Source organism: Pseudomonas sp. NFIX49 (assembly GCF_900115915.1).
Classification (GTDB): Bacteria; Pseudomonadota; Gammaproteobacteria; order Pseudomonadales; family Pseudomonadaceae; genus Aquipseudomonas; species Aquipseudomonas pharyngis.
Map to the genome: position 1 here is coordinate 57,261 of NZ_FOYE01000001.1, position 12,749 is coordinate 70,009.

General features: G+C 58.7%; 14 protein-coding genes and 1 other RNA gene. 10 read left to right on the top strand and 5 right to left on the bottom strand.

Features of this window, described 5'->3' with window-relative positions:
• Positions 1-4: 4 nt before the first annotated feature.
• A complete protein-coding gene (locus BMZ46_RS00305) occupies positions 5-1,141 on the top strand; it encodes an acyl-CoA dehydrogenase family protein (protein ID WP_007956797.1) in 1,137 nt (378 codons plus the stop codon).
• A gap of 50 nt (positions 1,142-1,191) precedes the next feature.
• Here the strand turns inward: BMZ46_RS00305 and BMZ46_RS00310 are convergent, their stop codons facing one another.
• The gene (locus tag BMZ46_RS00310) at positions 1,192-2,232 is read right to left on the bottom strand and encodes an NADP(H)-dependent aldo-keto reductase (protein WP_074690996.1); all 1,041 of its coding nucleotides are present in this window, start codon (positions 2,230-2,232) and stop codon (positions 1,192-1,194) included.
• 244 nt (positions 2,233-2,476) lie between these two features.
• Here BMZ46_RS00310 and rplM point away from each other — a divergent pair, with 244 nt between their 5' ends.
• From rplM to BMZ46_RS00345, 7 genes are all read left to right on the top strand, one after another.
• A complete protein-coding gene (rplM, locus tag BMZ46_RS00315; protein WP_003228062.1) occupies positions 2,477-2,905 on the top strand; it encodes a 50S ribosomal protein L13 in 429 nt (142 codons plus the stop codon).
• Between the two features lie 14 nt (positions 2,906-2,919).
• Positions 2,920-3,312: a 30S ribosomal protein S9 gene (rpsI, locus tag BMZ46_RS00320; RefSeq protein ID WP_039766266.1), complete on the top strand. Its 393-nt coding sequence runs from the start codon at positions 2,920-2,922 to the stop codon at positions 3,310-3,312.
• Between the two features lie 268 nt (positions 3,313-3,580).
• Positions 3,581-4,174 (top strand): ubiquinol-cytochrome c reductase iron-sulfur subunit, encoded by a 594-nt coding sequence (gene petA, locus BMZ46_RS00325; RefSeq protein ID WP_007917031.1) that lies wholly within the window; start codon positions 3,581-3,583, stop codon positions 4,172-4,174.
• Positions 4,174-5,385 carry a cytochrome b gene (locus BMZ46_RS00330; protein WP_007956792.1) on the top strand — a complete coding sequence of 404 codons (1,212 nt, stop codon included), beginning with the start codon at positions 4,174-4,176 and terminating at the stop codon, positions 5,383-5,385. Before petA ends, BMZ46_RS00330 begins: the two co-directional genes overlap by 1 nt.
• A complete protein-coding gene (locus BMZ46_RS00335; RefSeq protein WP_074690997.1) occupies positions 5,385-6,167 on the top strand; it encodes a cytochrome c1 in 783 nt (260 codons plus the stop codon). The genes BMZ46_RS00330 and BMZ46_RS00335 overlap by 1 nt, the downstream gene beginning before the upstream one ends.
• 147 nt (positions 6,168-6,314) lie before the next feature.
• Complete coding sequence (locus tag BMZ46_RS00340; RefSeq protein ID WP_011335872.1) at positions 6,315-6,932, top strand: glutathione S-transferase N-terminal domain-containing protein; 618 nt, start codon at positions 6,315-6,317, stop codon at positions 6,930-6,932.
• A 16-nt stretch (positions 6,933-6,948) separates the two neighbouring features.
• Positions 6,949-7,362 (top strand): ClpXP protease specificity-enhancing factor, encoded by a 414-nt coding sequence (locus BMZ46_RS00345; protein ID WP_074690998.1) that lies wholly within the window; start codon positions 6,949-6,951, stop codon positions 7,360-7,362.
• 51 nt (positions 7,363-7,413) lie between these two features.
• Here the strand turns inward: BMZ46_RS00345 and BMZ46_RS00350 are convergent, their stop codons facing one another.
• From BMZ46_RS00350 to BMZ46_RS00365, 4 genes are all read right to left on the bottom strand, one after another.
• Positions 7,414-7,992 carry a BON domain-containing protein gene (locus BMZ46_RS00350; RefSeq protein WP_011335871.1) on the bottom strand — a complete coding sequence of 193 codons (579 nt, stop codon included), beginning with the start codon at positions 7,990-7,992 and terminating at the stop codon, positions 7,414-7,416.
• On the bottom strand, positions 7,989-8,582 hold the full coding sequence (locus BMZ46_RS00355) for a phosphoheptose isomerase (RefSeq protein ID WP_007928463.1): 594 nt from the start codon (positions 8,580-8,582) through the stop codon (positions 7,989-7,991). The genes BMZ46_RS00350 and BMZ46_RS00355 overlap by 4 nt, the downstream gene beginning before the upstream one ends.
• A gap of 102 nt (positions 8,583-8,684) precedes the next feature.
• Positions 8,685-9,047 (bottom strand): YraN family protein, encoded by a 363-nt coding sequence (locus tag BMZ46_RS00360; protein WP_039766259.1) that lies wholly within the window; start codon positions 9,045-9,047, stop codon positions 8,685-8,687.
• Positions 9,047-10,858 carry a penicillin-binding protein activator gene (locus BMZ46_RS00365; protein WP_039766257.1) on the bottom strand — a complete coding sequence of 604 codons (1,812 nt, stop codon included), beginning with the start codon at positions 10,856-10,858 and terminating at the stop codon, positions 9,047-9,049. The genes BMZ46_RS00360 and BMZ46_RS00365 overlap by 1 nt, the downstream gene beginning before the upstream one ends.
• Before the next feature lie 177 nt (positions 10,859-11,035).
• Here BMZ46_RS00365 and rsmI point away from each other — a divergent pair, with 177 nt between their 5' ends.
• Together rsmI and rnpB are read left to right on the top strand one after the other, a co-directional pair.
• Positions 11,036-11,941: a 16S rRNA (cytidine(1402)-2'-O)-methyltransferase gene (rsmI, locus tag BMZ46_RS00370; protein WP_074690999.1), complete on the top strand. Its 906-nt coding sequence runs from the start codon at positions 11,036-11,038 to the stop codon at positions 11,939-11,941.
• A 73-nt stretch (positions 11,942-12,014) separates the two neighbouring features.
• Positions 12,015-12,368: RNase P RNA component class A (gene rnpB / locus BMZ46_RS00375), an RNA gene on the top strand.
• Positions 12,369-12,749: the final 381 nt, after the last annotated feature.

Consider the following 12,749-nt stretch of genomic DNA (forward strand, 5'->3'; position numbering starts at 1 on the left):
ACGCATGATTCCCAGAACCTTGTTCAGCTCCGAGCACGAATTGTTCCGCGACAGCGTACGAACATTCCTCGAAAAAGAGGCCGTGCCGTTCCATGGGCAATGGGAAAAACAAGGCTACATCGACCGCAAACTGTGGAACAAGGCGGGGGAGGCGGGGATGCTCTGTTCGCACCTGCCGGAGGAATACGGCGGGTTGGGCGCAGATTTTCTTTACAGCGCGGTTGTCATCGAGGAAGTGGGGCGGCTGGGTCTGACCGGCATTGGCTTCTCACTGCATTCGGACATCGTTGCGCCGTACATCCTGCATTACGGCAGCGAGGCGCTGAAGCAGAAGTACCTGCCGAAACTGGTGTCCGGCGAGATGGTCACCGCGATCGCCATGACCGAGCCGGGCGCCGGCTCCGACCTGCAAGGGGTCAAGACCACGGCGGTGCTGGATGGTGACGAGTATGTGATCAACGGTTCGAAAACCTTTATCACCAATGGCTTCCTGGCGGATCTGGTGATCGTCGTCGCCAAGACCGATCCCAAGGCCGGCGCCAAGGGCACCAGCCTGTTTCTGGTGGAGGCGAACACCCCGGGCTTCGACAAGGGCAAGCGCCTGGAGAAGGTCGGAATGAAGGCTCAGGACACGTCGGAATTGTTCTTCCAGGACGTGCGCGTGCCGAAGGAAAACCTGCTGGGTCAGGCCGGGGCGGGATTTGCCTATCTGATGCAGGAGCTGCCGCAGGAGCGTCTGACTGTGGCGATTGGCGGTCTGGCTTCAGCCGAGGCGGCGCTGCAATGGACGCTGGATTACACCCGCGAGCGCAAGGCGTTCGGCAAGTCGATTGCCGACTTCCAGAATACCCGCTTCAAACTGGCGGAAATGGCCACCGAGATTCAGATCGGCCGGGTGTTCGTCGACCGCTGTCTCGAATTACATCTGCAAGGCAAACTTGACGTGCCGACGGCGGCGATGGCGAAGTATTGGGGCACCGATCTGCAATGCAAGGTGCTCGACGAGTGCGTGCAACTGCATGGCGGTTACGGTTTCATGTGGGAATACCCGGTGGCCCGGGCCTGGGCGGATGCGCGGGTGCAGCGGATCTATGCCGGCACCAATGAAATCATGAAGGAGATCATTGCGCGGTCGCTGTAATGCAGTGTGATCGCTCCCACGCTGAGCGTGGGAGCGATCTTCGTCTTGGATCAAGGCGCCGGGTTCGGATGATCCTTGTGAATGGCTTCGATCCCTTCCAGCACTTCCTTCGACAGTTTCAGCTCGTAGCTGGCGATGTTGCTGTCCAGTTGCTCCAGCGTCGTCGCCCCGATGATGTTGCTGGTGACGAACGGTTGCTGGTTCACGAACGCCAGGGCCATTTGCGCCGGATCCAGACCGTGTTCCCGAGCCAGTGCCACATAACGGCTGCACGCCGCTTCCGATTGCGGGTTGAAATAGCGGCTGAAGCGGCTGTAGAGGCTCAGGCGGCCTTTCGGCGGACGCGCCCCACCTTCGTACTTGCCCGACAGGAAACCGAACGCCAGCGGCGAATAGGCGAGCAGGCCGCACTGTTCGCGGATGGCGATTTCCGCCAGGCCGATCTCGAAGCTGCGGTTGAGCAGGTTGTACGGGTTCTGGATCGACACTGCGCGCGGCCAGCCCCGGGCTTCGGCCAGAGCGAGAAAACGCATGGTGCCCCACGGCGTTTCATTGGACAGGCCGATGTGGCGGATCTTGCCGGCCTTCACCTGCTCATCGAGTGCTTCGAGGGTGTCTTCCAGCGGCGTCAGGTTGGCTTCGGTCTGGTGCTTGTAGCCCAGTTGTCCGAAAAAGTTGGTGCTGCGCTCCGGCCAGTGCAATTGATACAGATCGATGTAGTCGGTTTGCAGGCGCTGGAGGCTGGCGTTCACGGCTTCGGTGATGTGCTGGCGGTTGTGGCGCAGATTCTTGTCGCGGATGTAGTCGATGGTGTTGCCGGGGCCGGCGATCTTGCTGGCGAGGATCCAGTCGGCGCGGTCGCCGCGGCTCTTGAAGTAATTGCCGATGTAGCGCTCGGTGGTGGCGTAGGTTTCGGCTTTCGGTGGCACCGGGTACATCTCGGCGGTGTCGAGGAAATTGATCCCGGCCTCTTTTGCCCGTTCGATCTGGGCGAAGGCTTCAGCTTCAGTGTTCTGCTCGCCCCAGGTCATGGTTCCGAGGCAGATTGCACTCACGTTCAGGTCGGTACGGCCTAGCTGGCGATAGTCCATCGGGTGCTCCTTGGGCAAAACAAGCATAAAAGCAGGTTGAAATTTTTTTCGCAATCTGCATAATTGCCGACCTCTTTCTGCAGTGGAAGTGATGCCCCGCCGCCGAAGAATCTTGCCGTTGAACGGACGCGCCGACCCGAGCCCCCGAAAGCGTCTGTATCCGGCTGCCTTTGACTTGTCAAAGTACGCACTATTCAGTAAGATCCGCCGTCTTATTTACAGGCGGCCCCTGAGGCTATAAAGAATGAAAACTTTTACTGCTAAACCGGAAACAGTAAAGCGCGACTGGTTTGTCGTCGACGCTGCTGGTCAGACCCTGGGTCGTCTGGCCACCGAAATCGCGAGCCGTCTGCGTGGCAAGCACAAGCCTGAGTACACTCCTCACGTTGACACCGGCGACTACATCGTCGTAATCAACGCTGAGCAGATCCGTGTTACCGGCGCTAAAACCACTGACAAAATGTACTACTCCCACTCCGGTTTCCCGGGCGGCATCAAGTCGATCAACTTTGAAAAGCTGATCGCCAAGGCCCCTGAGCGCGTGATCGAGACCGCGGTTAAAGGCATGCTGCCTAAAAACCCACTGGGTCGCGACATGTACCGTAAGCTGAAAGTCTATGCGGGCGCTGCACACCCTCATACTGCTCAGCAGCCCCAAGAACTGAAGATTTAACGGAATAGTTCATTATGTCGGCGACTCAAAATTACGGCACTGGCCGTCGCAAGACCGCAACCGCACGCGTTTTCCTGCGTCCGGGTACTGGTAACATCTCCATCAACAACCGCTCCCTGGACACGTTCTTCGGTCGCGAAACTGCCCGCATGGTAGTTCGTCAGCCGCTGGAACTGACTGAGACTGTCGAGAAGTTCGACATCTACGTCACCGTCATCGGTGGTGGTGTAAGTGGTCAGGCTGGCGCAATCCGCCACGGCATCACTCGCGCTCTGATGGACTACGACGAAACCCTGCGTGGCGCTCTGCGCAAAGCTGGCTTCGTTACTCGCGACGCTCGTGAAGTTGAACGTAAGAAAGTTGGTCTGCGTAAAGCGCGTAAGCGTCCGCAGTACTCGAAGCGTTAATTTCGCTTCCACGTTCAAAAAGAACGCCCGATTCCTCACGGAACCGGGCGTTTTTTTATGCGTGCGATTTCTTGAATAATTGCGCTGTGACAACTTGCCACATTCGTAGACCCCCTATACTACAAGGCTTGAGGGCCAGCCCTCCGGGTAATTACCTTGTCAGAATTGGGGGTTTTCATTACCATTCGGCAAAATTTTTATAAGTACATAGTTTCAATTTAGTAGACGCCTGATTTAACAGGCCACAAAGCTGATGGGAGAGGACTGAATGAGCAATGACGGCGTGAATGCAGGCCGGCGTCGCTTCTTGGTAGCAGCCACATCCGTGGTGGGTGCTGCAGGAGCGGTGGGGGCTGCGGTCCCGTTCGTGGGGTCATGGTTTCCCAGTGCCAAGGCGAAGGCTGCCGGAGCACCGGTGAAAGTGAATGTCAGCAAAATCGAGCCAGGACAGCAGATGATTGCTGAATGGCGCGGCCAGCCGGTGTTCATTGTCCGCCGTACCGAGGAAATCCTGGGGAATCTCAAAAAGATCGAAGGCCAACTCTCCGATCCGACCTCCAAAAACTCCACGCAACCCACTTATGTCGACCCTGAAGTGCGTTCGATCAAGCCGGAAATCCTGCTGCTGATCGGGATCTGCACTCACCTGGGTTGCTCGCCGACCTTCCGTCCCGAAGTGGCACCCGCGGATCTGGGCAAAGACTGGGTAGGCGGTTATTTCTGCCCTTGCCACGGTTCCCACTACGATCTGGCTGGCCGCGTCTACAAGTCGCAACCTGCGCCTTTGAACCTGCCAGTACCCCCGCATTCCTATGAGACCGATGACCTGATTGTCATTGGCGTCGATACGGAGAAAGCGTGATGAGCAAGTTCATGGATTGGGTTGATGCACGCTTCCCTGCCACCAAAATGTGGGAAGACCATCTCAGCAAGTATTACGCTCCAAAAAACTTCAACTTCTTCTACTTCTTCGGCTCGCTGGCGCTGCTCGTTCTGGTCAACCAGATCGTCACCGGCGTCTGGCTGACGATGAGCTACACCCCGTCGGCGGAAGAAGCGTTCGCTTCCGTCGAATACATCATGCGCGACGTCGAGTACGGTTCGATCCTGCGCCTGCTGCACTCCACCGGCGCTTCGGCGTTCTTCATCGTGGTCTATCTGCACATGTTCCGTGGCCTGCTCTACGGTTCGTACCAGAAACCGCGTGAGCTGGTGTGGGTCTTCGGTATGTTGATCTACCTGGCGCTGATGGCCGAAGCCTTCATGGGTTACCTGCTGCCCTGGGGCCAGATGTCCTACTGGGGTGCCCAGGTGATCATTTCGCTGTTCGGTGCGATCCCGGTCATCGGCAACGACCTGACCCAGTGGATCCGTGGTGACTACCTGATTTCCGGGATCACCCTGAACCGCTTCTTCGCCCTGCACGTGGTTGCGCTGCCGATCGTAATTCTCGGTCTGGTGGTGCTGCACATCCTGGCGCTGCACGAAGTCGGTTCGAACAACCCGGACGGCGTGGACATCAAGAAGCACAAAGACGAAAACGGTATCCCGCTGGACGGCATTGCCTTCCATCCTTATTACACCGTGAAAGATATCGTCGGCGTCGTGGTGTTCCTGTTTATCTTCTGCTTCATTGTGTTCTTCTTCCCGGAAATGGGCGGTTACTTCCTCGAAAAGCCTAACTTCGAGCAGGCCAACCCGTTCAAGACGCCAGAGCACATTGCACCGGTCTGGTACTTCACACCGTTCTACGCAATCTTGCGGGCGGTCCCTGACAAGCTCATGGGCGTTATCGCCATGGGTGCCGCGATTGCGGTGCTGTTCGTCCTGCCATGGCTGGACCGCAGCCCGGTCAAGTCGATGCGCTACAAAGGCTGGATGAGCAAGATCTGGCTGGTGGTGTTCTGCATTTCGTTCGTGATCCTCGGCATTCTGGGCGTTCTGGCCCCGACGCCAGGCCGTACGCTGCTGTCGCAGGTCTGCACCTTCCTGTACTTCGCCTACTTCATTCTGATGCCGTTCTACACCAGGCTCGAGAAGACCAAACCGGTTCCGGAAAGGGTGACTGGCTGATGAAAAAGTTATTTTTTGCTCTGATTTTTGCTGCTCTGCCATTGCTGTCTTTCGCGGCCGAACACGGTGGTCCGGAACTGGAAAAGGTCGACATCGACGTTTCCGACAAGGCTGCCTTGCAGGATGGCGCGCGTACCTTCGCCAACTATTGCATGGGTTGCCACAGTGCCAAGTTTCAGCGTTACGAGCGTGTCGCCGATGACCTCGGCGTTCCGCACGAAATGATGCTGGAGAAGCTGGTGTTCACCGGTGCCAAGATCGGCGATCACATGAGCATCGGCATGCAACCGGCCGACGCCAAGACCTGGTTCGGCGCAGCGCCGCCGGACCTTACGCTGGTGGCTCGTGTTCGCGGCACCGACTGGCTCTACGGTTATCTCAAGTCGTTCTACGAAGATCCTGCACGCCCATGGGGCGTGAACAACAAGGTCTTCCCGAACGTCGGCATGCCTAACGTGCTGGTCGGCCTGCAAGGTCGCCAGGTCGTGGGTTGCAAACAGGTACAGATCGTCGAGGACGGCAAGAAGCAATATGACCCGCTGACCGGTACGCCTCTGACTCATGAAGCGTGCGATCAGCTGACCATCGTGCCGAAAACCGGAACCCTCAACGAAGAGCAGTTCGATGAGAAGGTCAAGAATCTGGTAACCTTCCTGGCTTACTCGGCTAACCCGGTTAAGCTGCAACATCAGCGCATCGGTACTTACGTCTTGCTGTACCTGGCGTTCTTCTTTGTGTTCGCCTACCTGCTCAAGCGTGAATACTGGAAAGACGTGCACTGATACGCTTCAAGCAATTGCTGTTAATCGCGCGCGCCCAAGGGCGCCTCTGAAAACGCAACGTCTGGTTCGCCAGCGGTTGCGGGAGGCGCCCTCTGGGCGCGCGCGTTTTTCCGGCTCCGACTATTTCAACAAGCGAGGAGGATCGCCATGGGCGTGACCAATCGGTTGGCCTGTTACTCCGACCCCGCCGACCACTATTCCCACCGAGTGCGCATCGTGCTTGCAGAGAAGGGTGTCAGCGCCGAAATCATTTTTGTGGAGGCTGGTCGTCAGCCGCCTAAACTGATTGAAGTGAACCCTTACGGCAGTCTGCCCACGCTGGTCGATCGTGACCTGGCGTTGTGGGAGTCGACCGTGGTGATGGAGTATCTGGATGAGCGTTACCCGCATCCACCGTTGATGCCTGTGTACCCGGTGGCGCGTGCCAACAGCCGTCTGCTGATTCATCGTATTCAGCGCGATTGGTGTGGTCTGGTGGATCTGATTCTGGATTCGCGCACCAAGGAAGCGGCCCGTGCCGTGGCGCGCAAGGAATTGCGTGAAAGCCTGACCGGCGTGTCGCCGCTGTTTGCCGACAAGCCGTTTTTCCTCAGTGAGGAACAAAGTCTGGTGGATTGCTGCCTATTGCCAATACTCTGGCGTTTGCCGATTCTGGGTATAGAACTGCCGCGGCCGGCCAAGCCGCTGCTTGATTATATGGAGCGTCAATTTGCGCGTGAGGCATTCCAGGCGAGTCTGTCTGGTGTCGAACGCGACATGCGCTAAGGCTTAAGGAGCCGCTATGAACTCCAGTCGACCTTATCTGGTCCGCGCGCTCTACGAGTGGATTGTAGATAACGATTGCACCCCGCACATGCTGGTCAATTCCGAGTACCCGGCGGTGCAGGTGCCACAGGGATTTGCCAGCGACGGGCAGATTGTCCTGAACATTTCGCCGAGTGCCGTACGGCACTTGCACATGGACAACGACGTTGTGACCTTCGAAGGTCGTTTCGGTGGTGTCCCGCACAGTCTGTACGTGCCGATTGCTGCAATCCTGGGCATCTACGCCCGGGAAAACGGTCAGGGCATGGTGTTCGATCTCGAGTCACCGATGGATGACGAGGACGAGATCGAGCATGACGACGACGTTCCGCCACCGGACAGCGAGCCGCCGCGCCCAAGCGGCCGGCCAAGCCTGAAAGTGGTGAAGTAATAAAAAAGGCGATCCGGTTGGATCGCCTTTTTTTTGCCTGCGAGTTGCGAATCAGTCGATGTATTCGAACAACTTCACAATCTTCTGTACGCCGGAAACGCCCTGCACCAGGTTGGTCGCCTGGGCGGCTTCCTGTTTGGTCAGCAGGCCCAGCAGGTAGACGATGCCGTTCTCGGTCACGACCTTGATCCGCGAGCCGGGAATGCTGGCGTCGGTGAGCATCTGGGTCTTGATCTTGGTGGTCAGCCAGGCATCGTTCTGGCGGGCCAGCAGGGAGGAGGGCTGCAGCACTTGCAGTTCGTTATGGACCTTTTTCACGCGCTGAACGTTGGCGGCGGCCTGTTCGGCCTTTTCCTTGAGGTCTGCGCGCGGGGTCTGGCCAGCCAGCAAAACGACGCCGTTGAAGCTGGTGACGACGATGTGCGAGTCGTTGTCCAGGGCCGGATCGGCCTTGGCCACGTTAACGCCGACTTTGGTTTCGATCAGCGAGTCATCGATCTTGCTGCCGAAAGTGCGGGTGCCGCGGTCGTCTTCGATCGGCGCTTCACGGCTGGCATTCACCACAGAGGTGCAGCCGCTGATGCCGAGGCACAGGGTCAAGGCCAGAAGGCCAAGGCGATTAGGGGTCATTCTTCACTCCCGAACAGTTGGCTGTCGATCAGATCACAAAGGCAATGGATCGCCAGCAAGTGGACTTCCTGAATACGTGCGGTGACGTTGGCCGGTACGCGAATCTCGACGTCTTCGGGCAGCAGCAGCGAAGCCATGCCGCCGCCATCGCGTCCGGTCAATGCTACGACAATCATTTCGCGATCATGTGCGGCCTGGATCGCCTGAATAATGTTCGCCGAGTTGCCGCTGGTCGAAATTGCCAGCAGCACGTCACCCGGCTGGCCGAGTGCGCGGATCTGCTTGGAGAACACTTCGTTATAGCTGTAGTCGTTGGCGATCGAGGTGATGGTCGAGCTGTCGGTGGTCAGCGCGATCGCCGGCAGGCTAGGGCGCTCACGCTCGAAACGGTTGAGCAGTTCCGAGGAGAAGTGCTGGGCATCGCCGGCCGAGCCGCCGTTGCCGCATGAGAGCATTTTCCCCTCGTTGAGCAGGGCGTTGACCATCACCTGGCTGGCTTGCTCGATGTGCGGTGCAAGTACGTCCATCGCCTGTTGCTTGGTGTCGATGCTGGCCTGGAAAAGCTGGCGAATTCGGGATTGCATGTCCATCTGTGTGACCTTAATTAGCGCGGCTGTCCGGCACGTGAATGTGCAGCCCGCAAAGCAAAGAGCAAAAATGTTGAGTGAAAGTGTCCGGGTCGGAGCAGGCGGTCAACTGTCGAACGCATTCTGCAACCAGTTCAGCTGACCCTGGTGGCTGTCGATGGCCACCACGTCGAAGCGGCAGGGGGAGTTGGCCCAACGCGACTCGCGCTGAAGAAAATACTGTGCGGCGAAAATCAGTTTCTGCCGTTTGCGCTCATCGATGCTGTCGAGTGCGCCACCCCATTGAGTGTTCTTTCGGTAACGGACTTCGACGAATACTACTGTATCGCCATCAAGCATGACCAGATCAAGCTCACCGCGTTTGCATAACCAGTTCTGCGCCAGCAGGCGCAGCCCCTGGTGTTGCAGATGCTCGAGCGCCTGGCGCTCGGCATCCTTGCCGCTTTGCAGGTGTGACCTGTCGGGCATCAGCGTGGAGTGTCCGGCAGGCGCTGGATCTGACCGCTGACGAACTGCGCCCATGGCAACTGACGTACGACCCGTTGGGACTGGGTCATGCCCAGGCTGCCCGACTGACCTTCGATACGGCTGTCCGGCAGTGCCTTGAGCTGATCCAGTCGTGGCGCCAGACGATAGGCATCAACGCCCATCGCGTACAGGCGGCCGAGGCTGCCGGCAGCTTGCGGCCATTGCGCGGTGACCTGCTGACGCAGCGGATCGCTGGTTTCCAGCAGCCACGGGGTTTCGCAGAAGCGCACGCCGTTCATGTCGTTGTACTGGTTCACGTCTCCGCTGGCGCTGAACACGTGGGAGGTCGCGTAGACCGGCACGTCACCGGCGTACTGGAAGTTCAGGGTAGGCTTGATCTGCTGCGCCTGCTGCGGAGTGGCGGCAAGGAAGATGAATTCGATGTCCTGGCGACGCGAAGGTTGAGCGGCAACGTTGGTGCCGACGGCGTTCTGCAGACTCTTGGCACGGGCTTCGCTCTGACGCAGTTGGAACATGTCGGCGATTTGCTGGGCCAGTTGTATTGGCTGGTCAACGCGTTCGGTGGCGACGATGCTGCCGCCATTCGCTTGCCAGTCCTGGCTGAAGGCGCGCAGGACGCGGTCGCCCCATTCGCCTTTCGGCACCATGATGGCGGCGCGGTGCAGGCCATCGGCACGGGCGCGGCGGGAGACTTCGCGGGCTTCGTCTTCAGCAGCCAGGCCGAACTGGAACAGCTGCGCCGGGCCTTGATCGCCTTCGCTGTAGTTCAGGGCGAGGGTGGTGATCGGCAATTGCGGGCGAGTGCTCAGCTGTTTGACCAGCGGCTTCTCCAGCGGGCCGACGACCAGTTGCACGCCATCGGCCTGGGCCTTGCGGTAGAACTCGTCGAGGTTGGTCAGTTTCGAGCTGTCATAGAACTCGATGGCCGGTGGTTTCTGGCCGGCTTGCTGAGCCTGATAGTGCGCGGCCATGAAACCGTCACGCAGGGCCTTGCCGACCGAGGCCAGTTGGCCGTCCTGTGGCAACAGCAGGGCGATCTTGCTCAGTGGCTGGCTGGCCAGCTCCTTGAGTTTGGTCAGGGGCAGCGGCAGGTTGATCGCGGCCGGGTGCTTTGGATGCTGGTTGCGCCAGTTGTCGATGGCGGCTTGCTGCTGTTCCAGGGTGCCGGCGGTTTTCACGGCCAGGGCCAGGCTCATCCAGCCGCCGAGGTCATCGGTGGTGTTCGCTTGCAGTTGATCGGCCGGCAGCGATGCAATCAGGGACCAGATCGCTTCATGGTTCTTGCTGGCGGCTTCGCCTTCCAGCATCGGCGCGATGAAGATGCGTTCGCGGGCGGCGGCCAAGGTCTGGCCGTCGGCTTCAAGGGCACGAGCGTGAACGGTGCCGGCGCGAACTTGCAGCGGTACGGACATTTCGCTCAGGCGTTGCAGGCTTGGATGGCTCAAGGCGGTCAGCGCGGCTTTCGGCTGATTGCGGGTCATGGCCAGTTCAGCAGACAGGGTGCTGGCGAATGCCTGCTGGCCCGGCTGGAGTTGTTCCATCGGCACTTGCTGCAGGATTTGCGCGGACTGTCCGGCATTGCCTTGGCGGTACGCCATGTCTGCCGCACTCAGGCGCAGCAGCGCAGCCTTGTCCGGCGATTTGGCCTGGGCAGCCTGTTCGAGCAGTTGCTCGATGGTGGCATCCGGGGTCCGTGGAAGTTCGCCAAGGCTGGAGGAAGGGGAGCTGGCGCAAGCCGCCAACAAGGCAGCGAGGCAGAGGGCAGTGAACAGCCGCAGGCAAGCGATCATGTAAGTGTTCCTGATACTCGATCAAATTAGCGTCGAATTGTACCCAAGCACTGGCCGGGGCGCGATGTTACTGGCGTGAAACCGTCAATTTAGCTGATACAAAGAGTGCGCAGCCTCACAATGGTGCGACAAACCGTGTCCGACCCGGACGCATCGTCCGGCGCACGACGCGCTACAATGGCGGCTTTTACCGATCATGAGGTGTGCGCTTTGACTGCTCCAGGTCCTTTGAATTCCGCTGCGGGCTCGCTTTATGTGGTGGCGACGCCCATCGGCAACCTGGATGACATCAGCGCCCGGGCGTTGAAGATCCTGCGCGAGGTGGCGCTGATCGCCGCCGAAGATACGCGCCACTCCCAACGCCTGATGCAGCACTTCGGCATTTCCACGCCGCTGGCAGCCTGTCATGAGCACAATGAGCGGGACGAAGGCAGTCGTTTCATCACCCGTCTTCTGGCAGGAGACAACGTCGCGCTGATTTCCGATGCCGGTACGCCGCTGATTTCCGATCCCGGTTATCACTTGGTACGGCAGGCCCGTGCCGCCGGGATCAATGTGGTGCCGGTGCCAGGCGCGTGCGCTTTGATCGCGGCGTTGTCGGCTGCCGGTCTGCCGTCTGACCGTTTTATCTTCGAAGGCTTTTTGCCGGCCAAGGCCGTGGGGCGCAAAGCGCGCCTGGAAGCGATCAAGGAAGAACCGCGCACGCTGATTTTCTACGAGGCACCGCATCGCATTCTTGAATGCCTGCAGGATATGGAGGCGGTGTTCGGCGCTGATCGTCCTGCATTGCTCGCTCGTGAGATCACCAAGACTTTTGAAACCCTCAAGGGATTGCCGTTGAGCGAGTTACGGGCGTTCGTCGAGGCGGACAGTAATCAGCAGCGCGGCGAATGCGTTGTGGTAGTGGCGGGCTGGACCGCGCCGGAATCCGAAGACGCCGTCAGCAGCGAGGCGATGCGCATCCTCAATCTGTTGCTGGAAGAGATGCCGCTCAAGCGTGCGGCGGCCTTGGCGGCGCAAATCACCGGTGAGCGCAAAAACGTGCTGTACCAGGTGGCGCTGGATCAGCAAAAAGACGCGTAACCCGTCGCGCAGACCGGTTTGCGGGCTATTAGCGCTTGTTCTTCGGCGGCTCTGCCGTTAACCTGCGCGGCGGAGAGTCGATCGGACAGTCGCTGCCCTCTATGAAAATTAGGGGGGGGAGGAAAGTCCGGGCTCCATAGGGCGAAGTGCCAGGTAATGCCTGGGAGGCGTGAGCCTACGGAAAGTGCCACAGAAAATAACCGCCTAAGCGCTTCGGCGCCGGTAAGGGTGAAAAGGTGCGGTAAGAGCGCACCGCACGTCTGGCAACAGTTCGTGGCTAGGTAAACCCCACTTGGAGCAAGACCAAATAGGGTCCCAAGGCGTGGCCCGCGCTGGGACCGGGTAGGTTGCTAAAGATGTCCAGTGATGGCCATCGTAGACGAATGACTGTTCAAGACAGAACCCGGCTTACAGATCGACTCTCCACCTTTTTCTTTTCCCTGCTTGAATTAAAGGCGACAGGGCTGTTTATTATCAGCAGGTCTGCGCTGGAAACCCGGCAGCGGCAAACGCTGTAATAGCCATTTCCCACCTTGCTTCAATCAACAGCAGAAGCGCTTTTGTAATACCGAAAAAATCTTACTCTTAACAAATTACTTTAACTTTCGAGCGCAGCTTTCAGTGCTGCTTCAAGTTATTGGATAAAAGCATCCGCCAGATTCTCGTTGCTCATCCTTTTATGCTCCTAAATCTCCGTTCTGTAAGGGTTTTCCTTTAATCCGCGCCTTGACGGTGTGGTGGGCGCATTCCTATAGTGTGCGCAAGTGGCGGAAAGTGGCATGAAGTGGGTTTTTTGAGCTCAAAACGA